This window comes from Rugamonas brunnea (assembly GCF_014042345.1).
In the GTDB taxonomy this organism is placed as follows: domain Bacteria; phylum Pseudomonadota; class Gammaproteobacteria; order Burkholderiales; family Burkholderiaceae_D; genus Rugamonas; species Rugamonas brunnea.
Genome location: NZ_JACEZT010000001.1, coordinates 737,214 through 762,481, shown reverse-complemented (window position 1 = coordinate 762,481; position 25,268 = coordinate 737,214). Strand labels below are relative to the sequence as shown.

The following is a 25,268-nucleotide window of genomic DNA, read 5'->3' as shown; positions in this document are numbered from 1 at the left end:
GCCGTCCATTTTGTCGTTTCTGTCATCCCGGCGCGCAAAGTTGCGCCGCCAGCAGTTAAGCTGACGGCGGGCAAAATGCCAAGCCTTGTAACAACCGCTTACGTTTATCGCCGCTTTTGGCAACTTTTGTAGCTAGTTTACTTAAAAATACTAAGCAAACCCCGGTTTTCAGGCGTTGCGTTTGATGGCGAACGGCCCGAAGCCCTGGCAGGTCGGCATGATCTCGATGTGATTGATATTGACATGGGGCGGCATCGTGGCGATCCAGTACGCCGTGTTGGCGATGTCGTCCGCCGTCAGCGGCACCGTGCCTTCGTAGACCTTGGCGGCGGCCGCGTCGTCGCCCTTCATGCGCACGTTGGAGAACTCGGTGCCGCCGCACAGGCCGGGCGCGATGTTGGTGGCGCGCACGCCGGTACCCACCAGGTCGGCGCGCAGGTTGAGGGTGAACTGTTCCACGAAGGCCTTGGTGGCGCCGTACACATTGCCGCCCGGATAAGGGTGGGAGCCGGCCGTGGAGCCGATGTTGATCACCGTGCCGGTGCCGCGCGCCACCATCGATGGCAGGATGGCGCGCGTCATGGCCACCAGGCCGGCGCAGTTGGTGGCGATCATGGTGTTCCAGTCGGCCAGCGATGATTCATGGGCGGGCGTGGTGCCCAGCGCCAGGCCGGCGTTGTTGACCAGCACGTCGATCGGCTGCCAGTCGGCGGGCAGGGCGGCCAGCGCGGCGTCGATGGAAGCCTGGTCCGTCACGTCCAGTTCGACCGGCAGGGCGGCCGCGCCCAGTTCGGCGGCCAGCGCCTGCAGGCGTTCGACCCGGCGGCCGCTGATGATGACGCGGTGGCCGTGGCCGGCGAAAGTGCGGGCCATGGCGGCGCCAAAGCCGGCCGTCGCGCCCGTGATGAATACGATCATGTTCTGTCCTTGTCGGTGGAAGGGGAGGAGTGGCCAAAATTGTAGCCGAAATGCCAGTCGCGCCAGCCTATCACGCAAAAATGACAGCTTGATTGCAATTTAGATAACATTTATCTTGCCCAATTCCTGCCTTTAACTTACAATTTGCCTTCCATTACGTCTCACGTAACTGGCGAAAAGCTGCGATGATCCCCAGGCCGGGCACCCGGCAGGCGGGTTGGTCCGTTGGCGAAAGGTGGGCATCCACCGGGGAACGTGAGATTTCAATAGCCGTTCGCCTGGGCAGCCCACCGATGGTACGCACAATGAGGCTGTCTTTCCGCTATCGGCTTCCCTCATTCGATCCAACCTGCCAGAAACAAGTTACTCATATTGATTGGAGTTTTTTCATGTTCGCAAAAGATCACACCCTCGCCAACGTAGACCCTGAGCTGTTCGGCGCCATCCAGAACGAAAACAAGCGCCAGCACGACCACATCGAGCTGATCGCCTCGGAAAACTACACCTCGCCGGCCGTGATGCAAGCCCAGGGCTCGCAGCTGACCAACAAATACGCCGAAGGCTACCCAGGCAAGCGCTACTACGGTGGCTGCGAATACGTGGACGTGGTCGAGCAACTGGCCATCGACCGCGTCAAGCAACTGTTCGGCGCCGAAGCGGCCAACGTGCAGCCGAACTCGGGTTCGCAAGCCAACCAGGGCGTGTTCTTCGCCGTGCTGAAACCGGGCGACACCATCATGGGCATGTCGCTGGCCGAAGGCGGCCACCTGACCCACGGTATGCCTCTGAACATGTCGGGCAAATGGTTCAACGTCGTGTCCTACGGCCTGACCGCCGCTGAAGACATCGACTACGACGCCATGGAAGCGCTGGCCAAGGAGCACAAGCCCAAGCTGATCATCGCCGGCGCCTCCGCGTTCTCGAAAAAGATCGACTTCGAACGTTTCGCCGCCGTGGCCAAGGCCGTGGGCGCGTACTTCATGGTCGACATGGCCCACTACGCCGGCCTGATCGCCGCCGGCCTGTATCCGAACCCTGTGCCGCACGCCGACTTCGTCACCTCGACCACGCACAAATCGCTGCGCGGCCCACGCGGCGGCATCATCCTGATGAAGGCTGAGCACGAAAAGATCATCAACTCGGCCATCTTCCCCGGCATCCAGGGCGGCCCGCTGATGCACGTGATCGCCGGCAAGGCCGTCGCCTTCAAGGAAGCGCTGTCGCCCGAGTTCAAGACCTACCAGCAACAAGTGGTGAAGAACGCCGACGTGATGGCCAAGACCCTGATCGCCCGCGGCCTGCGCATCGTGTCCGGCGGCACCGAGTCGCACGTGATGCTGGTGGACCTGCGCGCCAAGAACCTGACCGGCAAGGAAGCGGAAGCCATCCTCGGTTCGGCTCACATCACCACCAACAAGAACGGCATCCCGAACGATCCGCAGAAGCCATTCGTGACTTCCGGCATCCGCCTGGGCAGCCCGGCCATGACCACCCGTGGTTTCAAGGAAGCGGAAGCGGAAAAGGTCGCGCACCTGATCGCCGACGTGCTGGACAACCCGCATGACGCCGCCACCATCGAGCGCGTGAAGGCCGAAGTGAAGGTGCTGGCCGACGCATTCCCGGTGTACGCTGCCTGATCGGTGTAGTATCAACAGGACGCTGGCCCTGGCCGGCGTCCTGACACAATAATCGCAAGCGAAACCGTCGCCCACATGAAATGTCCATTCTGTCAGCATGAAGAGACTCAGGTCCTCGATACCCGCGTATCGGAGGAGGGTGACGCCATTCGCCGGCGCCGGCGTTGCGCCAAATGTGATAAACGATTTACCACGTATGAGCGGATCGAACTGGTGATGCCGTTCGTGGTCAAGAAGAACGGCAGCCGCACCGAATATGCGGCCGCCAAGCTGCGCGACAGCCTGATGCTGGCCTTGCGCAAGCGCCCCGTCGCGGCTGCGGCCGTGGATACGGCGGTGCAGTCGATCGAGGAAAAGCTGCTCACCAGCGGGCAGCGTGAAGTCGATTCCGGTTACATCGGCGAACTGGTGATGCAGGAGCTCAAGCGGCTCGACAAGATCGCCTACATTCGTTTCGCCTCCGTCTACAAGAATTTCGAAGACTTGGAAGAGTTCCAGGACGCCATCGCCGAAGTGGGGCAGGAGCGCAAGCCCCGTAAGGGCTGAGGCCCGTTGCCGTCTGCGTTCCCCTTCCCGGTGTCATTCCCTTTCCAGCCGTCAGCGCGCTTTGGCGCACGGTTGACTTATCTCATGCATTGAAGCGCGCGCACTGCTAACTTCATCCTCAGCCGCCATGTGAGGCGGCTTGCGGGGACGGAGGTGCGGCATGCGATGGACACGGTCACGCGGCTTTACCATGCTGGAAATCATGGTGGCCTTGCTGGTGCTGGCGCTGGGCATCATTTGCGGCACGGCCATGCAACTGGCGGCGCTGCGCACGCGCCATCAATCGGCCCTGCTCACGCAAGCGCTGCACCTGGCCAACAGCCTGGCCGAGCGCATGCGCGCCAACAGCATCACGCCGCCGTTGGCGGACGCGGCCAATCCCTATCTGTCCTTTAACTATGACGCGCTGGCCGAGCCGTCGCCCGCGCCGCCGTCGCCGCTGTGCTACGCGCTGGACGCCCATTGCGACCGCAGCCAGTTGGCGCAATTCGATCTGTACGAGATCAAACAGCAGGTGCATGCCAGCTTGCCCGCCGGGCGCGCCTTGGTGTGCCGTGACGCCGGCCTGTGGCAGGGCGGCCGCTTGCGCTGGCGCTGCACCGGTGGCGCGGGCGCGCCGCTGGTGGTCAAGGTGGGGTGGCGCGGCAAGCGTCCTGATGGTGCGCCCGCGCGCGATGAGGATGGCGAGTTCGTGCCCGGCGTCGCCGTGGCGGTGGGAGCGCTGCCATGAATTCACGCGTGCAAAGGCAAACTGGCGTGGCGTTGGCCGAGGTTATGGTGTCGATGGCGCTGGGCATGCTGGTGGTGCTGCTGGCCTGCGCCATGCTGGTGCTGGCCAATGGCGCTTACCGCATGCACAGCGCGAACGTGTGGCTCGATGACGGCGGCCACTATGCGCTCGACATCATCGGTCAGGCCGTGCGCCAGAGTGCCTACGTGAACTGGGATGGCGAGACGGCGCCCGCCGCCTATGTCTCTACCGCCAGCGCTGCGATCGGCGGGCTCGATGCGCGCAGCCTCACACGCAGCAGCGACGGTATCGAGCATCCGACGGCGCCGGTGGCCAATGGCAGCGACGTATTGGTGTTGCGCTTTGGCGGATCGGGCGGCACCGCCAACGGCGATGGGTCCGCCGTCAACTGTGCCGGTTTCGGCGTGGCGGACAGTCACACTGCCGATGCGCGCGGCTGGAGCATTTTCTATGTCGCCAACGACGGCGGCGGCGAACCTGAACTGCGCTGCAAGTACCGCAGCGCCAGCGGCTGGGGCGCCGACGCCATCGTGCGCGGCGTCGACAGTTTCCAGGTGCTGTATGGCGTTGACCTCGATACGCCGCCCGACGGCATTCCCGATTCCTACCTCAACGCCAGCGCCGTCAATGCGCTCGATGCCAGTCTCGTGCTGGCAGGCGCCACGCCCGACGAGCAGTTGCGGGACCTGAACCGCAAGACGTATTGGAAGCGGGTGCGCACCGTCAAGGTCGCGCTGCTGTTGCGCGGTGACGTGCAGACGCGGCCCGACGGTACGCCAGTGACCTACGACTTGTTCGGCGCAGCCTACGCTGATGCCCATGCCGGTGACGACCCCGGCGTGCGGGTGGCCGAGCAACCGATGGCGCCGGCCTTGCAGCGGCGGGCGCGGCGCTTGTTTGTCGCGCTGTTCCAGTTGCGTAACCGGAGCACGTGATGGGGTGGGCGTGCATGTACGCGCGACGGCAGCGTGGCGTCACGTTGTTGGTGACGATGTTGATCCTCGTCGCCGTGATGCTGGTTGGCGCATCAGCTGCCCGGATGGCGCTGCAAGGAGAACAAGCGGCGCGGGCGGGGCGGGACAGGCAAGTGGCGTTTCAGGCGGCGGAGGATGCGCTTATGGACGGAGAACGCGATGTGACGGGCACGGCAACCGCAGGGGGCGGGCATGGTGGCGGCGATGGGTCCGGTTCGGATGGGCGTGGCGCTGGTGGTGCGGGTTCTGGCGCTGGCGCGTGGCGCGCGCGCAGTGCGCTGTTTGGCGGCGATACCGGCCTGGGCTTTATCGACGGCTGCGGCACGGGGCCGGTCAACGCCGGCCTGTGCGCCCGCGCGACAGGCGCAGCGACGCCCGCGTGGCAGGCGGTGGACTTGAGCGGTGCGGAAGACGGTGGCGGCCATACCGTGCAATACGGCGACTACAGCGGCGCATCCATGCAGACGGGCAGTGGCTTCCTGCCATTTCACCGTCCCCGCTACCTGATCGAGTTCTTGCCCTGCCATCAGCCCAGTGACGAAGTAGGCGCCCCGGGCGGACATTGCTACCGCGTGACGGCGATCGGATTTAGCGCCAGGCCGGAAACGGAAGTGGTGCTGCAATCGGTCTTCCGCAGGGCCGATTGAGATGGAGATGCCCGCATGACGAACGCCACACGCTGTTCATTGCCGCGCTTGCAGTGGTTGCTGTTGCTGCGGTTGTCACGTTTGCCGCGATTACTGCAATTGCTGACATTGCAGCCAACGCCGCCTTTGCCGCAATTGCCCTTGTTGCTGCTATTGTTGGCGTGGCTGGTTGTCTGCCCCGAAAGACTTGCCCGCGCAGCACCACCGGCGCTCGATCTCGCCAGCGAGCCGTTGTTGGCCGGGTGCGTCTCGGCCGATGGCGGGCCGCCCGTGCGTGGCATGCCGCTGGTGCTGCCTGGTGCTGCTGCTGGTGCAGGCGCTGAAGCCGCAGCATCAGCCGTGTTTCAGGCTGTCTATAGCCGTGTCGATTGGAGCGGCCACTTTGAACGCTACGCCGTGCAGGCCAGTGACGCCAGTACGTTGGCTGCCGGCGCACCAATGTGGGATGCCGGTGCCATCCTCACTGGTGTGGACGGCCATCTGCCCCGGCCCACGCCGGCCGCACGCAACATCTACACAGCCATCGTGCAGCCCGATGGCACGCTGACCACCGTGCCGTTTGCGTGGGACGCGATTAGCAGCGCCCAGCGGGCCTTGCTCGACCGTGCGCCGACTGCGGGTGCACGCAGCCGACCCGATGGCATGGGGCCGCAGCGGCTCGACTATCTACGCGGCGAGCGTGCACTGGAGGGCAGTGTGTTCCGGCGCCGCAGCAGTGTGTTGGGCGATGCCGTTAACAGCACCGCCGTTTATGTGGGCGTGGCGTCAGCGGTGGAGCGGGGCGCGGCGTATGCGGACTTTTACGCGCGCAGCCAGACGCGCCGGCCTGCCGTCTACATCGGCACCAACGATGGCATGCTGCATGGGTTTGATGCATCCGACGGCAGTGAATTGTTCGCTTACGTGCCAGATGCGTTGTTCAGCAAATTGAACCGCCTGACCAGCCCCGCTTACGTGCATACCGCCTACGTCGACGGCCCGGCCAGCGCCGGGGAGGCCTACACTGGCGCAGCGTGGAAGACGGTACTGGTATCGGCCATGGGCGGCGGCGCGCAAGGTGTGTTCGCGCTCGACGTGACCGACCCGCTGCACTTCGCTGCATCGGGCGTGCTGTGGGAATTCACGGACCGCGACGATCCCATGATGGGCAACGTGACCACCCTGCCGCGGGTCGCGCGCGTGCGCACTGGCGGCAGCGGTGCTGCGGCCGTGCTGCGCGACGTGGCTGTCGTCGCCAGCGGTGTCAACAATTACGCGGCCGACGGCCATGCCAGCGCCAGCGGCAACGGCGCGCTGTTCCTGCTGGCGCTGGACAAGCTGCCGTCGCAGCCGTGGCGGCTCAATGACAACTACTATCGCCTCGTTACGCCGATTAGCGACGCGGCCCGTGCCAACGGCTTAAGCGCACCGGCGCTGGCAGTGGATGCGGATGGCGTGCTGCGCTACGCGTACGCCGGCGATTTGCAGGGTAACCTGTGGCGCTTCGACCTGACCGGCAATGCGCCTTGGTCCGGGGCGGTAGGACCGGGGCCGGCGAAAACCCCGCTGTTCGTCGCGCGCGATGCCGCCGGTGTCCGGCAAGCGATCGCGCAACAGCCCCGGCTGGTGTACGCGGCGGGTGGTGGTTATCTGATCCTGTTCGGCACAGGGCGCATGCTGGAGGCGGCTGACCGGCTGCCAGCGCGCGCCGCGTCGCAATCGTATTACGCCATTCTCGACACGCTGGCCGATCCGCCGCAACTGGTGTCGGGGCGCGGCGAGCTGACGCCGCGCACGCTCAGCGGCGCAGACGACGATGCGGCGTTGACCTTGCTGGGCGCCGATCTGCCCGCCAACAGCAAGGGCTGGTACATCGATTTTCTGCACAGCGATACCACGGGGGAGCGCAGCCTGGACAGTGGCGTGCTGGCCAATGGCAAGCTGCTGTTCAATACCGTCTTGCCGGGCCGGATGCCTTGCGACGCGGCGCGCAGCCGCAGCTACGCCCTGGACGTTTTGACGGGCTTGCCGTCGATGTGGATGGCTTCGGCCATGAGCGCTGGCGATACCCGCGTCACGGCCCGTCTCGCGCCGGGCTATGCCGTGCGTCCGGTGGTGCTGCGCTTGCCGGCGGTGGCGGCGGCCGGTGGAACGGGCCCCGCTATTGCCCCATCGCCGGCTGTGGCAAGCGTTACCCGTACCGTCGCCATTGCGATGTTCAGCAACGTGGGCGACGTCGCGGTGCGTCCGGCCGGGGCGATCACGGTGGCGGCGCCGTCCGGCCGCCTGAGCTGGCGCGAGGTAGTGAACTGGCGCGAATTGCATGCGGCGGCGCGCCGCTAATTGGAGGCCGCGGGCAATCGCGGGCAACCGGAGGGGCAGCCGCGTCCATGCGGTCCAATCGGTCAAATGGTCTGGGAGGTGATGATGGGGCGAATTGGTGGTTTCAGCCTGGTGGAAGCATTGGTCACGCTGGTGATATTCGTCGTGCTGGCGGCGCAAGCCTACCCCAGCCTGCAGCGCTACGTGATCCGCGTGCGGCGCAACGAAGGGGAGGCGGCGCTGATGCGGCTGATGCAGCAGCAGGAGCGCTACTATTCGCAATACAACAGCTACATCGCATTCTCGTCCAGCAGCACAGACCCGGAAGCCATGCTGTTTCGCTGGTGGACCGGCAGCGAGGCCCACACCAGCGCCTACGAAGTGGAAGGCAAGGCCTGCGAAGGCGAATTGATCAGCCAGTGCGTGCGGCTGATCGCCCGGCCCGGCACCAGCATGGTGGATGTCCATTTCCACGATGAAGATTGCCAGGAGCTGACGCTGACCAGCACCGGCTTGCGGCTCGCCTCCGGGCCCGGCGCCCACTGCTGGCCATGAGCGGCGATTGCGGCGATAGCGGTGATCGCGGCGGGTGGCCTCGCGGCACGTGGCGTCGTAGCTTGATGCGCCGGCCCGGTCAACGCTATGGCGCGTTCAGTCTGGTCGAAGCGCTGGTGGTGCTGGCGCTGGCCGGCATCCTCGCCGGCACGGCCGTACCGGGGCTGCGGCAATTGCTGCTGGCGGCGCGCTTGCGCACGGCCGTCAACGATCTGTGCAGCGCGATCGACCTGACCCGTTCTCAAGCGATCGCCCGTGGCCGCATCGTCACGCTGGCGCCGCTGGAGCCGGGCGGTGCCGACTGGCGGCGCGGCTGGGTGGTGTTCATCGACGCCAATGGCAATGCGCGCCCCGATGGCGGCGAGCATGTGCTGTACCGGCAGGAAGCGTTATCGGACGATATCGTGATCCGGTCGGCGTTCTCATCCGGTGCGGTCCCGCTCTACCTTGCTTATAATGCTGCTGGACGCAGTTGCAGCGCCGGCAATAGCCTGGTCGCGCACTGGGGCACGCTGTCGCTGCTGCAAGGGCGGCAGGCGCGCCACATCAAGATCAACATGCTGGGCCGGATGCGCGTATGCGATCCGCTGGTGCAACCGGTGGATTGCACGGCGGCGGCCGAGTCGGACTAGGCCGCTGGCGCTGCGCCGGCGCCGGGAAGAATATGGAAATACGCAACGACCTCGACGGCATGACCCTGGCCCTGGAATGGGCCGCCAAAGGCTTGTACACCACCTCGCCCAATCCGCGCATCGGTTGCGTGATCGTGCGCGACGGCCACGTGATCGGCGCCGGGGTGACGCAGGCGGCCGGATTCGACCACGCCGAAATCCAGGCCCTCAAGGATGCGCAGGCGCGCGGCCACGACGTGCGCGGCGCCACCGCCTACGTCACGCTGGAGCCGTGCAACCATTTCGGCCGCACGCCGCCGTGTTCGGACGCGCTGGTGCGCGCCGGGCTAGGCCGCGTGGTGGCGGCCATGGAAGATCCCAACCCATTGGTGGCGGGGCAGGGGCTGGCCAAGCTGGCGGCGGCCGGCATCGCCGTCTCGTCCGGCGTGCTGGCCGACGCGGCCCATGAAATGAATATCGGTTTCTTCTCGCGCATGCGGCGCGGCCTGCCGTGGGTGCGCATGAAGTCGGCCGCCAGCCTGGACGGCATGACGGCCCTGCACAATGGCCAGAGCCAGTGGATCACGGGGCCGGAGGCGCGCGCCGACGGCCACGCGTGGCGAGCCCGCGCGTGCGCGATCCTGACCGGCATCGGTACCGTGAAGGCCGACGATCCCCAGCTCAATGTGCGGGCCGTGAATACGCCGCGCCAGCCGCGCCGCATCGTCGTTGACAGCAAACTCGACATTGATCCCAAGGCGCGCGTGCTGGAAGGTGGCGGTACCTGGATCGTGGCCGCCGTGTCCGATCCGGAGAAGGAGGCGGCATTGCGCACTGCCGGGGCGGAAATCATTGTGCTACCTAACGCGGCTGGCAAGGTCGACTTGCCTGAACTGATGCGCGAGCTGGGCCGGCGCCAGATCAACGAATTGCACGTGGAGGCCGGCGGCAAGCTCAACGGCTCGCTGATCCGCGAAGGCTGCGTGGACGAATTGCTGGTCTACCTGGCGCCCGTGCTGCTGGGCGACGCCCAGGGGATGTTCGCCTTGCCGGCGCTGACGGACCTGTCGCGCAAGCACACGCTCAAATTTCATGAGGTTAAGCAAATCGGCGCTGATTTGCGTATCCTTGCCAGATTCAACCCACTTTAAGATTGGTATCGCATGTTTACTGGAATCGTCGCCGCCATCGGCAAAATTGAATCCGTGCAGCCGCTGGCTGGCGGCCTGGAAGCGGGCGTGCGCCTGCACGTCAACGCGGGCGGCCTGCCGCTGGCCGATGTGGCCCTGGGTGACTCGATCGCCATCAACGGCGCCTGCATGACGGTGGTGGAAAAGACCAATGACAGCTTCGTGGTCGATGTGTCGCGCGAAAGCCTGAACTGCACCGTGGGCCTGGACACGACCACGGAAGTGAACCTGGAAAAGGCGCTCACGCTGGCTGAACGGCTGGGAGGCCACCTGGTGTCGGGCCACGTCGACGGCCTCGGCGTGGTGCGCAAGTTTGAAGCCGTGGGGGAGTCGTGGGAACTGGTGATTGAAGCACCGCACGACCTGGCCAAATATCTGGCGTTCAAGGGTTCCATCGTCGTCAACGGCGTATCGCTGACGGTCAACCGCGTGACCGACATCGGCAGCGGCGAACAACTGGTGTGCCAGTTCTCCATCAACCTGATCCCGCACACGATCGCCATGACCACGCTCAAGCACTTGAAGCCGGGCGCCAAGGTCAACCTGGAGGTCGACCTGATCGCGCGCTACGTTGAGCGCATGCTGTCGCTCAAGTAATCGCCCACCTGTCGCCGGGGCACAACGCGCCCTGGCAGCCAAAACAATTGGGGACGTAACACATGCTCAAATGTGTTACGTCCCCCATTTTTTTGGCCGGCGCGAAACGCGGGCTTAGTCGTCGCTGACGAGGGCGCCCTTGATCTTGCTTTTCGTGGCGTAGGACACGCCATGCTTGTCCAGGTAGCCGCGAATCAGCTGGCGCACCACTTGTGATGGCGTCAGGTCTTGCGCCGCGCATAATTCTTCAAACGCTTTCTTCTTCACTGGATCGATCAATATCGTCAGGCGGGCGGATTTGGTTTCCATGGCGCGGAGGTGGGCGAGTCAAAAGCTGCATTGTAATCGAATTGTAATGGCGGCCTGCTCTTGAAATCACCGGATCGGCCCGCATTACTCGGGTTAGATGTTAATATCATGTGCATGCAGTGTGCGTGTTTTTGAGGCGTGGACGCCACACCCGGTGGTTTTCCCGGCAAGTTGGCCTCAGATGACGTATGTTGTTCCTGTTGGGTTACAAGCTGCGGCCTGGCCGACAGCGCAACATTGACGATCGATTATGGCCATCCTGTTTCTGCGCCGCCTGTCCGGCCGCAAACGCACCACCGAGGCGAACCAGCTGCTGGGGCTGGTGTTGACGTTTGTGGCGGGCGCCACCAACGCGGGCGGCTTCCTCGCCGTGCGCCGCTACACGTCGCACATGACGGGCGTGGTGTCGTCGATGGCGGACGATCTGGCGATGGGCAACGTGACATTGGCCCTGTCTGGCTTGGGCGCCATCGTCTCCTTCCTGTCCGGCGCGGCCAGCTCGGCCATTCTGATCAACTGGGCGCGGCGCCAGCATCTGCACAGCGAATACGCCTTGTCGCTGCTGCTGGAGGCGGCCTTGCTGCTGTGCTTCGGTTTGCTCGGCGCCAACCTGTCCCTGCGCATGGGGCTGTTCGTGCCCGTCACCGTCATGCTGCTGTGCTACATCATGGGGCTGCAGAACGCCATCATCACCAAGATTTCCAAGTCCGAGATCCGCACCACCCACGTCACCGGCCTGGTGACGGACCTGGGCATCGAGCTGGGCAAGCTGGTCTACTGGAACATGGAGCACGACCACACGGCGCAGCCCAAGGTGATGGCCAACCGCGACCGGCTCAAGCTGCTCATCGCCTTGCTGAGCATGTTTTTCGTGGGCGGCGTGGTGGGCGCGCTGGGCTTCAAGCACATCGGTTTCGCCTCCACCGTGCCATTGTCGGCGCTGCTGCTGGCGCTGGCCATCATCCCAGTGATGGACGATGTGGTGGTGCGCTGGCGGCGCTTCCGCAAACATGCCTGAGCGGCAAAAATGCAGGTTGGTAGGGTAATTTCATTATAATGCTGTTGTAATTTGATTTGACAACCGCATTGCCTCCCATGTCCCAGCCAGTTGTCCCGCCGCGCCGCAAGCCCATCGTCCTGACCGATGGCGACACCCGCACCTTGTTGTTTGGCGACGGCGCCATCCAGAGTGAAATGCTGCTATCGCGCCCGCACGCGCTGACGCTGGCTTACACGCGCGCCATGATGTGCTTCCTGCTGTTCGTGCCGCGTCCGCGCAGCATCCTCATGGTGGGGCTGGGTGGCGGTTCGCTGGCCAAGTTCTGCCATCACCATCTGCCCGAGGCCGACGTGACAGTGGTCGAACTCGATCCCGAAGTGATCGCCGTGCGCGACCAGTTCGCCGTGCCGCCGGACGGCCCGCGCTTTCGCGTCGTACAGGGCGACGCGGTGGACGTGATCGCCACCCATGCGGCGCAATTCGACGTGCTGGTGGTCGATGGCTATGACGTGAACGGCATGCCGCCGGCGCTGGGCAGCGCGGCGTTTTACGCCAGTTGCCTGCGGGCCTTGCGGCCGGGCGGCGTGCTGGTGGCCAATCTGCATGCCAACGACCGCGATTTCCCCGGCGTGCTGCGCCGGCTGCGCGCCGCGTTCGACGGCCGCGTGTGCGGCTTCCGGGGTATGTCGTATGGCAACCGGGTCAAGTTCGCCGTCAAGGCGCCGGCGCCGCGGTCGCCACTGCCGTCGTGGATGCCGGGCCGGGCAGTGCTGATGCGGCGGCTGGTGGCGGCCACGCGCGGCCTGAGCGCGCCGCTGAACCGGCTGCTGGCGCGCGCGGTGGTGGCCTGGGCTGGCCGGCGCCGCTGATGGAAGGGCCGGCAGTTCAGCCGGCGGCGTGCTCGCCCATGTAGGCGGCGTACATATCGTTGCCGGCGATGGCCTCGAAATCGGCCTGGCTGCGGCCGGCCGAAGTGGACAGGCTCTGCGCCAGTTGGCACAGGCCCAGTTCGCCATGCCGCAACTCCTGGCGCACGGCGCGCTGGGTCAGCGTGGACTGGAAGGCGTCGGCGTCGAATTCCTTGCACGAGAACACGATGCGGTTCAGGCAATACTGGGCGTTGCACCACCATAACTGGGCGTCGAACACGCTGTGCAGCCGCTGCATGGCGGGCAGCAAGTCCAGGTCTTCTCCCCACAGGTTGGACACCAGCACACCGCCCGGCGCGAGCGCCTTGCGGCACTGGCGGTAGAACGGTGTGCTGCTGAGCGGCGCGGGCAGGCCGTCCGGGCCGTAGCCGTCGTGCACGATGATGTTGACCGGCTCGCCCAGCGTGGCCACGTAGTCGACGGCGTCGGCCTGCACCACCTGGAAGCGCGCATCGTTATCGGGCACGTGGAAACGGCTGCGCAGGGCGATAATGGCCGGGTCCAGTTCCACCACGGTGATGCGGCTGTCCGGCAGGTGGCGGTAGCAATATTTGGCCAGTGAACCGCCGCCCAGGCCTATCATGAGGATGTGGCGCGGTTGCGGCTGGAACAGCAGGAAGCCCATCATGGCGCGCGTGTAGCTCAGCAGCAGTTCGTCGGGCTGGGAGATGCGCATGGCGCTCTGGATGAAGCGCTCGTCGAAGTGCAGCGTGCGCATGTCGCCGTAATCGAAAGTGAACGGCAAGCCGCCGCTGTCGGCGATTACGTCTTCGAAGCGGGGTGGGAGGGTGATTTCGTCGTCGCGCTGTGGATTCTGCATGGTCGGGGTACTTCGGCAGGCCGCCCTGATGGTCGTCGGGGTAGTATTTTACCTGCTTTTCATGATGCTTCTATTATCATAGGATGATAATGTTTTCCGATTGCCGCCTGCCATGAGCGACCGCGTCTACCAATTGCGTTTCCTGCGCCGCCGCATCCCGGCCTTCGAATGCGTGCCGGGCTGTCACGACTGCTGCGGCCCGGTTACTGCGTCCAGCGAGGAACTGGCGCGCCTGCCCGAGCGCAGTGCCGCGCAGCGCGAGCAGGCGCTGGCGGACTGGAGTTGTCCGCACTTGCAGCCGTCGGGCTGCGGCGCCTACGAGGAACGGCCGCTGATCTGCCGCCTGTTCGGCACGACGCCCAGCCTGCCTTGTCCGCATGGAAGGCGGCCGCAGGCCATGGTGGAGCCCGCCATTGAGGCCCAGGTGCACGCGTTTTTGCGCCAGACCCGTCAGGTGCTGGTGTAATGGCCGGGAAATACGGGCCGAAAACGGCGAAATGCCGGACTGTAGCGGGATAAAAGCCAGGTTTCGCGGATGGGCGGGGCCAAAATCCTTTAAAATAGCAGGTTAAGAAAAGTTCTTGCTCAGCTACTAAGGATTAAAAATGTCAATTTCCAGCACCGAAGAAATCGTCGCCGAACTGCGCGCTGGCCGCATGGTGATATTGGTGGATGAAGAAGACCGCGAAAACGAGGGCGACCTGGTGCTCGCCGCCGATTTCGTCACGCCCGAAGCGATCAATTTCATGGTCAAGCACGCGCGCGGCCTGGTCTGCCTGACCCTGACCGAAGAACGCTGCGACCAGTTGAACCTGTCGATGATGTCGACCCGCAACGGCACCGCCTTCGGCACCAACTTCACCGTCTCGATCGAAGCGGCCGAAGGCGTGACGACCGGCATTTCCGCCGCCGACCGCGCCAAGACCATCCAGGTGGCGGTGGCCAAGGACACCACGCCGGCCGACATCGTGCAGCCTGGCCACATCTTCCCGCTGAAAGCGCAAAAGGGCGGCGTGCTGATGCGCGCCGGCCATACGGAAGCCGGTTGCGACCTGACGGCCATGGCCGGTCTGACCCCGGCCTCCGTGATCTGCGAGATCATGAAGGACGACGGCACCATGGCGCGCCTGCCGGACCTGCTGGAATTCGCCAAGGAACACGGCCTGAAGATCGGCACCATCGCCGACCTGATCCACTACCGCAGCCAGAACGAAAGCCTGGTCGAGCGCATCGCCGAGCGTCCGCTGCACACGGCCCAGGGTTCGTTCCGCATGATCGCCTTCCGCGACAAGCCGAGCGGTTCGGCCCACCTGGCGCTGGTGCATGGCGAAATGGGCCCGGGCAAGGAAGCGCTGGTGCGCGTGCACCAGCCGGTGTCCATCCTGGACCTGCTGGAATCGGAAGCGACCACCCACTCGTGGAATATCACGTCCTCGCTGGCCGCCATCAAGGCCGCAGACCGCGGCGTGATCGTGCTGCTGAACTGCGAGGAAACGGCCGACCAGCTGTTCGCCCAGTTCGCCGCGCTGGACCAGCCGGAATCCAAACCGAAAGGCCGCGCCGCCAGCATGGACCTGCGCAGCTACGGTATCGGCGCGCAGATCCTGCGTGAGCTCGGCGTGTGCAAGATGCAGTTGCTGGCCAGCCCGCGCAAGATGCCGTCGATGACCGGCTTCAACCTGGAAGTGACGGGCTACATGACCAAGCCGCAGCAATAACACCCAAGATAGATCACCCCACATCAAGAAGAGGTATGCCATGACCGTAGGTAGCTACGAAACCAATATGTCCGGCGACGGTTTGCGCGTCGGTATCGTCCAGGCCCGTTTCAACGAGGACGTGTGCCACGGCCTGCTGTCGGCCTGCCTGGCCGAGCTCAAGCACCTGGGCGTCGCCGATGAAGACGTGCTGCACGTGACCGTGCCGGGCGCGCTGGAAATCCCGCTGATCCTGCAAAAGATGGCGGAATCGCAGCAGTTCGACGCGTTGATCGCGCTGGGCGCCGTGATCCGTGGCGAAACCTACCACTTCGAACTGGTGTCGAATGAATCGGGCGCCGGCATCACGCGCATCGGCCTGGACTATGGCATCCCCATCGCCAACGCCGTGCTGACCACCGAGAACGACGAGCAGGCCGAAGTGCGGATGGCCGTCAAGGGCGCCGACGCTGCCCGCGTGGCCGTCGAGATGGCCAATCTCGCCATCGCGCTGGAAGAACTGAACCAGGACGGCGACGACGAAGAGTAAGAACGGCATGCCGCGCCTGCCACGAGCGGGCGCGGCGGCCGCATGTGTAGTTTGTAGTGTAAGCAATGAGAACAGGTAGGAAACCATGACAGAGAAAACTTTGCACGCCAACCCCAGCAAGAATCGTACGCCGCGCCACCGCGCGCGCGAGTTTGCGTTGCAGGGTTTGTATCAGTGGCTGCTGAACAATGAAGACGCGACCACCGTGGTCAACAACATCCGTGGCGCGCACGGCTTCGACAAGGCCGACGGCGACCATTTCAGCGCCTTGCTGTATGGCGCGATCAAGGATTCCGTGGCGCTGCGCGACACGTTCGCACCGCTGGTCGACCGCGGCATCGCCGAGCTGTCGCCCGTGGAGCACGCCGTGCTGCTGATCGGCGCGTTCGAGCTGAAGAACAACCTGGAAATTCCGTACCGTGTCGTGATCAACGAAGCGGTGGAGCTGACCAAATCGTTCGGCGGCATCGATGGCCACAAGTATGTGAACGGCGTGCTGGACAAGCTGGCCGCCAAGATCCGTCCCGACGAAGTGGCGGCGGCGGACAAGAAGCGCTAAGCGGCACGGGCCAGCCCGCCAGCCAAGAAGCCACCCCAGGGCGACCTGCGGTGGCTTTTTTCATGACGTAAATCGGGACGTAAAAAAGCCACCTGAACGGTGGCTTCGGATACTGCGGGGCAGGGCGGGCGCTTACAGGCCGGCGATCTGCGTGTCGGCCTTGCCGATCTTGTCGTTGCTGGCCACGGCAGGGTCTTTCTGGACAGCAGGCGCGGGCGCGGGAGCTGCGGCCATCATCGGCGTGGTGATCGGCACTTTCTTGCCGGCCGAAACCTGCTTCAAGCGGTTGTATTCGGCCAGGACGCGCGAACCGTAGCCATCATCCGTTTCGAACGCGGCGGCGCCCACATAGGTCTTCAGGCCGGCTTCCACCGAGCCGCCACGGGTCACGTAATCCTTCAGGATCAGCGAGCCGACGCGGATGTTGGCCACTGGGTTCAGCGCCGCCTGCACGCCGCCCATCTCCTGGAACTTGTCGTGGTGCACTTTCGACATCACTTGCATCAGGCCTTGCGCGCCGACCGGGCTTTCCGCGAACGGGTTCAGGCCCGATTCGATGGCCATCACGGCCAGGATCAGCAGCGGGTCCAGCTTGATTTCACGGGCCGTCAGGTAAGCGGTCGAGACCAGCATGTTGGCGGCGTCGCCGGCCACGCGATAGCGCTTGGACAGCCAGGACGTCACCCATTGTTGTTGCTTCTTCGTGCCCAGCAGGGCCTTTTCCTCGGCCGTCAGCGGCGCATTGTTGACCACGGGAGCGGTAGCCGGCACTTCCATCAGTTCGGACAGCGGTGGGGCGGTCACGGCGGCCACTTCGGGAGCCGGTTCTTGCAGGAAGCTCTGGCTCAGTTGCTTGGCCAGTTCAGGACGTGCGAACAGTACAGCGACGACCACCAGGGCCGAGATACCTAATACAGTCAAGGTGTGTTGTGCTGTCGTGAGCACACCACGTGCCGATACGCGCGTCGTGGCGAACCACGCGGCTGGCTGGCTGGCCAGTTGTCGGGCAATCTTCGTTGCCGCGCTAAAACGATTAGTCATAGAAATCCCCTGAAATGTCCGTAACGAGCGCTCCCCCGCCGCGCTGAACGCAGCTATGGAATCGCTAATGCCGTGCATCAGAAATAGCCTCGTCCGTCGCCGCTGGGAGCGCGCGTTGGACGCCGTCATTGCTTGCTTGAGCTGATCTTTCCCTGTGGTATTCAATCAGTGGCAATACAACTTTTTTCGGGGGTAAGGCAGACGCCTTTTGAAAACACTCCTTAAAATGTCATGTGGAGCCCCGACTCCGTGAATGAATGAGTGACAACTTATTTGGGCCATCGGGCCGTGTCCTCATCAAGTAGGGCAAATTGTAGAAGCCGTTTTATATCACGTCAATACTAACGAATTTGTCTCTTATAACTTATAAATCTTACTTTTTTGCTTGCATTACGCGGAAAACCAATAAAATCAACCACTTGTCCTGGATTTTTGAGCAATGTGGTTCACAGTCAAAAAAAATTAAAAAGTCATGAAATATTCGGATTTGCGAGATTTTATTTCTCAGCTTCAACAATTAGGCGAACTTAGGCCTGTTTCCGTACCCGTTTCGCCGATGTTGGAGATGACGGAGGTCTGCGACCGTACTTTGCGGGCCGGCGGACCGGCCTTGCTGTTCCAGAATCCGACCGGTCACAGCATGCCGGTGCTCGGTAATCTGTTCGGCACCACGCGCCGCGTGGCGCTGGGCATGGGGGCGGAAGATATTAGTGAGTTGCGCAAGATCGGCCACGTGCTGGCGCGCCTGAAGGAGCCGGAACCGCCGCGCGATTTCAAGGATTTGCTGGGCCTGGGTTCGCTGGTCAAAGCCGTGTGGGATATGTCGCCCAAGGAAATGCGCGGTGCGCCGTGCCAGGAAATCGTGTGGGAGGGCGCCGATGTGGACCTGGGCCGCCTGCCGATCCAGCATTGCTGGCCCGGCGACGTGGCGCCTCTTATTACATGGGGGCTGGTGATTACCAAGGGACCGAACAAGAAGCGCCAGAACCTGGGCATCTATCGCCAGCAGGTGCTGGGGCCGAACAAGGTCATCATGCGCTGGCTGGCGCACCGGGGCGGGGCGCTGGACTTCCGCGAACATGCGATCCAGAGCAAGGGCAAGCCTTATCCCGTGTGCGTGGCGCTGGGCGCCGATCCGGCCACGATCCTGGGCGCCGTCACGCCCGTGCCCGACAGCCTGTCTGAATACCAGTTCGCGGGCTTGCTGCGCGGCAGCCGCACGGAGCTGGTCAAGGCCATCGGCAGCGAATTGCGCGTGCCCGCCTCGGCCGAAATCGTGCTCGAAGGCCATATCTACCCCGATGAAAACCATCCGTCCGGCTACGAGCACGCGCTGGAGGGGCCGTATGGCGACCACACCGGCTATTACAATGAGCAGGATTCCTTCCCCGTGTTCACGATCGACCGCATCACGATGCGGCGCGATCCTATTTATCACTCGACTTATACAGGCAAGCCGCCCGATGAGCCGGCCGTGCTGGGACTGGCGCTGAACGAGGTGTTCGTGCCCTTGCTGCAAAAGCAGTTCACCGAGATCACGGATTTCTATCTGCCGCCGGAAGGTTGCAGCTACCGGATGGCCGTGGTGCAGATCCGCAAGCAGTACGCGGGCCACGCCAAGCGCGTGATGTTCGGCGTGTGGAGTTTCCTGCGCCAGTTTATGTATACCAAGTTCATCGTGGTGGTGGACGAGGACGTCAATATCCGCGACTGGAAGGAAGTGATCTGGGCCATCACGACCCGCGTCGATCCCACGCGCGATACGACGCTGGTCGACAACACGCCTATCGATTACCTGGATTTTGCCTCGCCGGTGAGCGGCCTGGGCAGCAAGATGGGCATCGATGCCACCAACAAGTGGCCGGGCGAGACCAGCCGCGAGTGGGGTACGACTATCACCATGACGCCGGAAGTGAAGGCGCGCGTGGACGATATCTGGCAGCAGCTGGGGTTGTAGAAGGGGAAATCGCCATCCCTTCCCACGAGGGCGCGGGGTCGGTTATAATGGCGGCTGGCGGGCCCCTGCGCATTGTGGCATGGCTAACCTGGTCAGGTCGGGAACGAAGCAGCCACGGCCGTTCACCATAAGTGCCGCAGATCAGGCTCGCCTCCTTCGTATTTCAAAAAAAGCTGCTTCGGCGGCTTTTTTCGTTTCTGGCATGCAGGCGGCGCGGGACTGTCCCGCACCCCAGCTATCTACGGTAAAATCTCAGCATGTCCTATCAAGTCCTCGCCCGTAAATACCGTCCCCGGAACTTCGAAACGCTCGTCGGCCAGGAGCACGTCGTGCGCGCGCTCACGCACGCGCTGCACAGCGGCCGCCTGCACCACGCGTACCTGTTCACCGGTACCCGTGGCGTGGGCAAGACCACGCTGTCGCGTATTCTGGCCAAGTCGCTCAACTGCATCGGCCCGGATGGCAATGGCGGCATCACCGCCACCCCGTGCGGCGTGTGCGAGGCATGCACGGCGATCGATGCCGGCCGCTTCGTTGACTATATAGAGATGGACGCGGCGTCCAACCGTGGCGTCGATGAGATGGCGCAGTTGCTGGAGCAGGCCGTGTACGCGCCCACCAACGCCCGCTTCAAGGTCTACATGATCGACGAAGTGCACATGCTGACCAACCACGCCTTCAACTCGATGCTGAAGACGCTGGAAGAACCGCCCGAGCACGTCAAGTTCATCCTGGCCACGACCGACCCGCAAAAGATACCCGTGACCGTGCTGTCGCGCTGCCTGCAGTTCAACCTCAAGCAGATGCCGCCGGGCCACATCATCAGCCACCTGGACAACATCCTGGGCCAGGAGGGCATCAGTTTCGAACAGCCGGCCTTGCGCTTGCTGGCGCAGGGCGCCCACGGTTCCATGCGCGATGCGCTTTCGCTGACCGACCAGGCCATCGCCTACGCGGCCGGCGAAGTGACGCTGGACGCCGTGCAAGGCATGCTGGGCGCGCTCGACCAGTCCTATCTGGTGCGTCTGCTCGACGCGCTGGCCAACCAGGACGGCGCCGACCTGCTGGCCGTGGCCGACGAGATGGCCACCCGCAGCCTGTCCTACAACGGCGCCCTGCAGGACCTTGGGACCTTGCTGCACCGGATCGCGCTGGCGCAGACGGTGCCGGCGGCGTTGCCGTCGGACTTGCCTGAGTATGCCGACATCACGCGCCTGGCCGCCGCCTTCGACGCGGAAGAAGTGCAACTGTTCTACCAGATCGCCGTCCACGGCCGCAACGAACTGGGCCTGGCGCCGGACGAATATGCGGGCTTCTCGATGACGCTGCTGCGCATGCTGGCCTTTCGGCCCGGCGTAGGTGGCGCTGAAGGTGTGCCTGCGGCCGCCCCGGCCATGTCCCGTCCGGCCGCCGTGGCCGCCGCACGTGCCGCCGCCGCACCGGCCGCGCGCGCAGCCGCGCATGTCAACGCCAGCCATGCCAGCGTGACGCCGCCCGCCGTGGTGGCTGGCGCGGCCGCCGCCATGGCGCGTGCCGACGCCGCCATCCCTCGCGCTGATGGTGCGATGGTCCGCGCGGACGCAGCCATGACGCGCGCCGACGGTGCAATGCCCCGCGGCGACGGCGCCGCGCCGTCGCCGCATCCGGCCGCATCGGCGCAGCAATTCGCCGCACCGGCCGCAGCATCGGTTGCCGCATCGCCAGCCGCTGCTGCGCCTGCGCAATCCGTCGCTCATCCGGCCGCCGCGCGGACGGAGCAGGGCGCGGGCGACGCTTCCGCGTGGTCGGATGCGCCGGCCGCTACGCAGGCCGCCGCACCGATGCCGCCTGCGGCCGCCGTGCCAACGCCCGCCGCGCCAGCACCGGTTGCAGCGGCAGCAGCAGCGGCAGCACCCGCAGCGCCGGCCGCAACGGGTGGGCCCGTCAGCCCGGCCCGCGCCGCCATCAATGCTGCGCTGGAAGCGGCCCGGGCCGCCTCCAAGGCGGCCACCGGCGGTGCCCGTCCACTGCCGCCTGCCAGCGCGCCTGCGCCGGCCGCACCGCCTGCGGGTACCGCACCATCTGCACCTGCAGATGCCGCACCATCGGCACCATCTGCGCCAGCGCCGTCCGCGCCGACCGCACCAGCAGGCTTTTCGAACGCCGTGCCGTCAGCTGCCGGGGCAGCCGCACCAGCGGGTTATCCGAACGCCGCGCCGTCAGCTTCCGCGTCGGCACCGGCGGGTTATTCGAACGCCGCGCCTTCAACTGCCGCATCGCCCGCACCGTATTCCCCGGCCGCACCTTCTGCTGCCGCAACGGCGATGACGCCGCAGGCCGCCATGTCGCCCACCGCAGCCCCAGCCGTCGCGCGCGCACCGGCGCCATGGGAAGACATGCCGCCGGCGATGGCGGGTGATGCCAACACGGCCGTACTGGAAGCGCCGGTCCGCCAGGTCGCGCCGCAGCAGGCCGCGCCGCGTCCTCAGCCGCAATACACGCAGCCGGCGCCGCAAACGTACGCTCAGCCCGCGCCGAAGCAGGCCGATCCTGAGGACGACTTGCCGCCTTGGGTGACGGAGTTTTCCGATGACACGGCCGTGGCCATGTCCGGCCCGGCCGATGCCGGCGAGATGGCGGTCGCCAGCGCACAGGGCAGCCATGGCGGTCAGCAGCAGGCAGCGCCAGCGGCCCGCCCAGCGCCGCCGCCGGCCAAGGCGCCCTACGCTTATGTGATCACGCCGGTGCCCGAACTGGGCTGGGACGGCAACTGGCCGGCCGTGGCCGCCGCCTTGCCGCTGCGTGGCGTGGCCCAGCAATTGGCCATGCAGGCGGAACTGATCAGCTGCTCGATCGACGGCAACGCCGCCGTGTTCAAGCTGAAGGTGCCGATTGAAACGTGGCGCACGCCGGGTAACGTGGAAAAACTGACGGTGGCGCTGACCGAGCGCTTCGGTCGCGCCGTGCGGGTAGACACGGAACTGGGCCCGGCCTGGTACACGGCCAGCGCGGAAGCGCAGGCGTTCCGCGAGGCATGCCAGCGCGCCGCCGAGGAAACTGTCGCCAACGATCCTTTTGTAAATAGCATGATCCGCGAGTTCGGCGCCTTCGTGGTGCCCGGCTCCATCGTGCCGCCGCCGCAAACGGCGCCGGCCGCGAACTGATTTATCCTACATTCCTTATTTGACGGAGTATTTCACCATGATGAAAAACCAACTGGCTGGCCTGATGAAGCAGGCGCAAGCGATGCAGGACAACATGAAGAAGGCCCAGGAACAGCTGGCCCTGATCGAAGTGGAAGGCCAGTCCGGCGCCGGCCTGGTGAAGGTTGTCATGACCTGCAAGAACGATGTGAAGCGCGTCTCGATCGACCCGTCGCTGCTGGCCGACGACAAGGACATGCTGGAAGACCTGGTGGCCGCCGCTTTCAACGACGCCGTGCGCAAGGCTGAAGCGACCTCCGCCGAGAAGATGGGCGGCCTGACGGCGGGCATGAACCTGCCGGCCGGCTTCAAGATGCCTTTCTAAGCCTCACCGACTGCCATGTTCATCATCACGCTCACGTATTTGAAGCCGGCCGAGGAGATCGATGCGCTGCTCGGCGCGCACCGGGAATTCTTGCGTGAGCAGTACGATAACGGCACCTTCCTCATGTCGGGCCGCATGGTGCCGCGCACCGGCGGCGTGATCCTGGCCACGGCCGACAGCCGCGCCGACATCGAGGCCGTGATCGAACTCGATCCGTTCAACGAGGCCGGCGCGGCCAGTTACCAGATCACGGAATTCATTCCCACCATGTCGGTCGATGCCCTGAGCGCGTTCCGCCAGGCGTGAGCGCAGGTCCAGGTCATGTCCAAATCGCTAGAATTCCTGACGGAAGCGTTGCGCCGCCTGCCGGGCATCGGCCCCAAGTCGGCCCAGCGCATGGCCTTCCACCTGCTGCAGCATGACCGCGAAGGGGCCGACATGCTGTCGCGCGCCCTGCACCAGGCCGTCGAGGCTGTGCACCACTGCGCGCTGTGCAACACCTTCACGGAAGAGGAGGTGTGCGACACCTGCGACGACGAGCAGCGCGACCGCCGTCTGCTATGCGTGGTGGAAACCCCTGCTGACCAGCTGATGATAGAGCAGACCCTGACCTACAAGGGCTTGTACTTCGTGCTGATGGGCCGGCTCTCGCCGCTCGACGGCATCGGCCCCAAGGACATCCACCTGGAAAAGCTGCTGGCGCGCGCCAGCGATGGCGTGGTCAGCGAAGTGGTGCTGGCCACCAATTTCACCAATGAAGGCGAGGCGACGGCGCACTACATCAGCGAGATGCTGAAGGCGCGCGGCCTCAACGTGAGCCGGCTGGCGCGCGGCGTTCCCGTCGGCGGCGAGCTTGAGTATGTCGACGCCGGCACCATCGCGCGCGCCATGCTGGACCGCCGCAGCACCTGACCCCACTTCAAACGATCTCATGACGACATCCGCACCGAATCTGGCCGGGCCGCTGGCCGGCATCAAAGTCCTGGAACTGGGCACCCTGATCGCGGGCCCGTTCTGCGCCCGCATGCTGGCCGAATTCGGCGCCGAAGTGATCAAGATCGAAGCGCCCGAGGGCGGCGATCCGATCCGCCAGTGGCGTGTGCTCAAGGATGGCACCTCGCTGTGGTGGTCGGTGCAGGCGCGCAACAAGAAGAGCGTCACGCTCAACATGAAGGATGAGCGCGGCCGCGCCATCGCGCGCCAGCTGGCGCTGGAGGCCGACATCATCATCGAGAACTACCGGCCCGGCGTGCTGGAGAAGTGGGATCTCGGCTACGAGCAGCTCAAGGCTGTGAACCCGGCCACCATCATGGTGCGCCTGTCCGGCTTCGGCCAGACCGGGCCGATGAAAGACTTGCCCGGCTTTGGCGCCGTGGGCGAATCGATGGGCGGGCTGCGCTACGTGTCCGGCTTCCCGGACCGCCCGCCGCTCCGGGTGGGCATCTCGATCGGCGATTCGGTGGCCGCGCTGCATGGCGTGATCGGCGCCATGATGGCACTGCGTCACCGCGATGCCACCGGCGGGCGCGAACGCGGCGAGGGCCAGATGGTGGACGTGGCGCTGTACGAGTCCGTGTTCAACCTGATGGAATCGCTGGTGCCCGAATACGACCAGGCCGGCGTGATCCGTGAGCGCACGGGCGGCGCGCTGCCCGGCATCGTGCCGTCCAACACCTACACCACGCGCGATGGCGACAACATCGTTATCGCCGGCAATGGCGACGCCATCTTCAAGCGGTTGATGCTGGCCATCGGCCGCATCGACCTGGCGGGCGACCCGCAACTGGCCCGCAACGATGGCCGCGTGCCGCGCACGGCCGAGATCGACCACGCCATCCAGTCGTGGTGCGACACCCAGGACATCGACGGCGCGCTGGCCGTGCTGAAGGCGGCCGACGTCCCGTCCAGCAAGATCTACTCGGTGCGCGACATGATGAGCGACCCGCAATTCCTGGCGCGCGACATGTTCGAACAACACCATTTCCCGGACGGCACGCCGGTCAAGCTGCCGGCCATCTCGCCCAAACTGTCGGCCACGCCGGGCCACACCAAGTGGATGGGGCCAGCATTGGGCCAGCACAACGACGAAGTGCTGGCCGCGCTCGGCTACAGCGCGCAGCAGATTGCCGCGTTCAGGCAGGACAAGGTGCTGTAAGCGGGGGGAATAAGCAG

25 protein-coding genes, 1 other RNA gene, 1 pseudogene and 1 riboswitch are annotated in these 25,268 nt (G+C 64.9%); of the genes and pseudogenes, 23 read left to right on the top strand and 4 right to left on the bottom strand.

What is annotated here, in order from left to right:
• Positions 1-168: 168 nt before the first annotated feature.
• A complete protein-coding gene (locus H3H37_RS03470; RefSeq protein ID WP_182160200.1) occupies positions 169-918 on the bottom strand; it encodes an SDR family NAD(P)-dependent oxidoreductase in 750 nt (249 codons plus the stop codon).
• Positions 919-1,073: 155 nt separating this feature from the next.
• Positions 1,074-1,209: riboswitch (ZMP/ZTP riboswitch) on the top strand.
• A 98-nt stretch (positions 1,210-1,307) separates the two neighbouring features.
• Between H3H37_RS03470 and glyA the strand changes: the two genes are divergently transcribed.
• The 10 genes from glyA to H3H37_RS03420 all read left to right on the top strand — a co-directional run bounded on the left by glyA (position 1,308) and on the right by H3H37_RS03420 (position 10,727).
• Positions 1,308-2,555, top strand: coding sequence for a serine hydroxymethyltransferase (glyA, locus tag H3H37_RS03465; protein ID WP_182160199.1), 1,248 nt, complete (start codon positions 1,308-1,310; stop codon positions 2,553-2,555).
• Between the two features lie 75 nt (positions 2,556-2,630).
• The gene (gene nrdR, locus H3H37_RS03460; RefSeq protein WP_182160198.1) at positions 2,631-3,101 is read left to right on the top strand and encodes a transcriptional regulator NrdR; all 471 of its coding nucleotides are present in this window, start codon (positions 2,631-2,633) and stop codon (positions 3,099-3,101) included.
• 160 nt (positions 3,102-3,261) lie between these two features.
• Positions 3,262-3,831: a type IV pilus modification protein PilV gene (gene pilV, locus H3H37_RS03455; protein WP_182160197.1), complete on the top strand. Its 570-nt coding sequence runs from the start codon at positions 3,262-3,264 to the stop codon at positions 3,829-3,831.
• 8 nt (positions 3,832-3,839) lie between these two features.
• Entirely contained in the window at positions 3,840-4,787 is a 948-nt protein-coding gene (locus tag H3H37_RS03450) for a PilW family protein (protein WP_311197391.1), read from the top strand.
• The gene (locus H3H37_RS03445) at positions 4,787-5,473 is read left to right on the top strand and encodes a pilus assembly PilX family protein (protein WP_311197390.1); all 687 of its coding nucleotides are present in this window, start codon (positions 4,787-4,789) and stop codon (positions 5,471-5,473) included. The genes H3H37_RS03450 and H3H37_RS03445 overlap by 1 nt, the downstream gene beginning before the upstream one ends.
• A gap of 15 nt (positions 5,474-5,488) precedes the next feature.
• Entirely contained in the window at positions 5,489-7,795 is a 2,307-nt protein-coding gene (locus tag H3H37_RS03440; protein WP_182160194.1) for a pilus assembly protein, read from the top strand.
• A gap of 81 nt (positions 7,796-7,876) precedes the next feature.
• Positions 7,877-8,329 carry a type IV pilin protein gene (locus tag H3H37_RS03435; protein WP_182160193.1) on the top strand — a complete coding sequence of 151 codons (453 nt, stop codon included), beginning with the start codon at positions 7,877-7,879 and terminating at the stop codon, positions 8,327-8,329.
• 65 nt (positions 8,330-8,394) lie between these two features.
• The gene (locus tag H3H37_RS03430) at positions 8,395-8,961 is read left to right on the top strand and encodes a GspH/FimT family pseudopilin (RefSeq protein WP_182160192.1); all 567 of its coding nucleotides are present in this window, start codon (positions 8,395-8,397) and stop codon (positions 8,959-8,961) included.
• 32 nt (positions 8,962-8,993) lie between these two features.
• Positions 8,994-10,091, top strand: a complete 1,098-nt coding sequence (gene ribD, locus H3H37_RS03425) for a bifunctional diaminohydroxyphosphoribosylaminopyrimidine deaminase/5-amino-6-(5-phosphoribosylamino)uracil reductase RibD (protein ID WP_182160191.1) — start codon at positions 8,994-8,996, stop codon at positions 10,089-10,091.
• Positions 10,092-10,103: 12 nt separating this feature from the next.
• The gene (locus H3H37_RS03420; protein ID WP_182160190.1) at positions 10,104-10,727 is read left to right on the top strand and encodes a riboflavin synthase; all 624 of its coding nucleotides are present in this window, start codon (positions 10,104-10,106) and stop codon (positions 10,725-10,727) included.
• Between the two features lie 114 nt (positions 10,728-10,841).
• Here the strand turns inward: H3H37_RS03420 and H3H37_RS03415 are convergent, their stop codons facing one another.
• On the bottom strand, positions 10,842-11,036 hold the full coding sequence (locus tag H3H37_RS03415) for a ribbon-helix-helix protein (RefSeq protein WP_182160189.1): 195 nt from the start codon (positions 11,034-11,036) through the stop codon (positions 10,842-10,844).
• 250 nt (positions 11,037-11,286) lie between these two features.
• Between H3H37_RS03415 and H3H37_RS03410 the strand changes: the two are divergent.
• Together H3H37_RS03410 and H3H37_RS03405 are read left to right on the top strand one after the other, a co-directional pair.
• Positions 11,287-12,036: pseudogene (locus H3H37_RS03410) on the top strand (YoaK family protein); the annotation flags it as partial.
• Between the two features lie 95 nt (positions 12,037-12,131).
• Positions 12,132-12,905: a fused MFS/spermidine synthase gene (locus H3H37_RS03405; protein WP_182160187.1), complete on the top strand. Its 774-nt coding sequence runs from the start codon at positions 12,132-12,134 to the stop codon at positions 12,903-12,905.
• Positions 12,906-12,921: 16 nt separating this feature from the next.
• On the opposite strand, the gene H3H37_RS03400 is transcribed toward H3H37_RS03405, so the two are convergent.
• Positions 12,922-13,785 (bottom strand): fused MFS/spermidine synthase, encoded by an 864-nt coding sequence (locus H3H37_RS03400; RefSeq protein ID WP_182160185.1) that lies wholly within the window; start codon positions 13,783-13,785, stop codon positions 12,922-12,924.
• A gap of 112 nt (positions 13,786-13,897) precedes the next feature.
• On the opposite strand from H3H37_RS03400, the gene H3H37_RS03395 reads away from it, so the two are divergent.
• The 4 genes from H3H37_RS03395 (at position 13,898) to nusB (ending at position 16,591) form a co-directional block, all read left to right on the top strand.
• A complete protein-coding gene (locus H3H37_RS03395) occupies positions 13,898-14,251 on the top strand; it encodes a YkgJ family cysteine cluster protein (protein ID WP_182160183.1) in 354 nt (117 codons plus the stop codon).
• 139 nt (positions 14,252-14,390) lie between these two features.
• Positions 14,391-15,503 carry a bifunctional 3,4-dihydroxy-2-butanone-4-phosphate synthase/GTP cyclohydrolase II gene (gene ribBA, locus H3H37_RS03390; protein WP_182160181.1) on the top strand — a complete coding sequence of 371 codons (1,113 nt, stop codon included), beginning with the start codon at positions 14,391-14,393 and terminating at the stop codon, positions 15,501-15,503.
• A 40-nt stretch (positions 15,504-15,543) separates the two neighbouring features.
• Positions 15,544-16,032: a 6,7-dimethyl-8-ribityllumazine synthase gene (gene ribH, locus H3H37_RS03385; protein WP_182160179.1), complete on the top strand. Its 489-nt coding sequence runs from the start codon at positions 15,544-15,546 to the stop codon at positions 16,030-16,032.
• A gap of 85 nt (positions 16,033-16,117) precedes the next feature.
• Complete coding sequence (nusB, locus tag H3H37_RS03380) at positions 16,118-16,591, top strand: transcription antitermination factor NusB (RefSeq protein ID WP_182160178.1); 474 nt, start codon at positions 16,118-16,120, stop codon at positions 16,589-16,591.
• 132 nt (positions 16,592-16,723) lie between these two features.
• On the opposite strand, the gene H3H37_RS03375 is transcribed toward nusB, so the two are convergent.
• Positions 16,724-17,632 carry a lytic transglycosylase domain-containing protein gene (locus H3H37_RS03375; protein ID WP_182160176.1) on the bottom strand — a complete coding sequence of 303 codons (909 nt, stop codon included), beginning with the start codon at positions 17,630-17,632 and terminating at the stop codon, positions 16,724-16,726.
• Positions 17,633-18,104: 472 nt separating this feature from the next.
• On the opposite strand from H3H37_RS03375, the gene ubiD reads away from it, so the two are divergent.
• The 7 genes from ubiD (at position 18,105) to H3H37_RS03340 (ending at position 25,251) form a co-directional block, all read left to right on the top strand.
• Positions 18,105-19,589 carry a 4-hydroxy-3-polyprenylbenzoate decarboxylase gene (gene ubiD, locus H3H37_RS03370; protein WP_182160174.1) on the top strand — a complete coding sequence of 495 codons (1,485 nt, stop codon included), beginning with the start codon at positions 18,105-18,107 and terminating at the stop codon, positions 19,587-19,589.
• A gap of 56 nt (positions 19,590-19,645) precedes the next feature.
• An RNA gene (gene ffs / locus H3H37_RS03365) (signal recognition particle sRNA small type) lies at positions 19,646-19,744 on the top strand.
• A 102-nt stretch (positions 19,745-19,846) separates the two neighbouring features.
• The gene (gene dnaX / locus H3H37_RS03360) at positions 19,847-22,732 is read left to right on the top strand and encodes a DNA polymerase III subunit gamma/tau (protein WP_182160172.1); all 2,886 of its coding nucleotides are present in this window, start codon (positions 19,847-19,849) and stop codon (positions 22,730-22,732) included.
• A 37-nt stretch (positions 22,733-22,769) separates the two neighbouring features.
• Positions 22,770-23,096, top strand: a complete 327-nt coding sequence (locus H3H37_RS03355; RefSeq protein ID WP_182160170.1) for a YbaB/EbfC family nucleoid-associated protein — start codon at positions 22,770-22,772, stop codon at positions 23,094-23,096.
• Positions 23,097-23,111: 15 nt separating this feature from the next.
• Positions 23,112-23,402 carry a YciI family protein gene (locus H3H37_RS03350; protein ID WP_182160168.1) on the top strand — a complete coding sequence of 97 codons (291 nt, stop codon included), beginning with the start codon at positions 23,112-23,114 and terminating at the stop codon, positions 23,400-23,402.
• 15 nt (positions 23,403-23,417) lie between these two features.
• Positions 23,418-24,008 carry a recombination mediator RecR gene (gene recR / locus H3H37_RS03345; RefSeq protein WP_182160166.1) on the top strand — a complete coding sequence of 197 codons (591 nt, stop codon included), beginning with the start codon at positions 23,418-23,420 and terminating at the stop codon, positions 24,006-24,008.
• A gap of 19 nt (positions 24,009-24,027) precedes the next feature.
• The gene (locus H3H37_RS03340; protein WP_182160164.1) at positions 24,028-25,251 is read left to right on the top strand and encodes a CaiB/BaiF CoA transferase family protein; all 1,224 of its coding nucleotides are present in this window, start codon (positions 24,028-24,030) and stop codon (positions 25,249-25,251) included.
• The last annotated feature ends 17 nt before the right edge of the window (positions 25,252-25,268 follow it).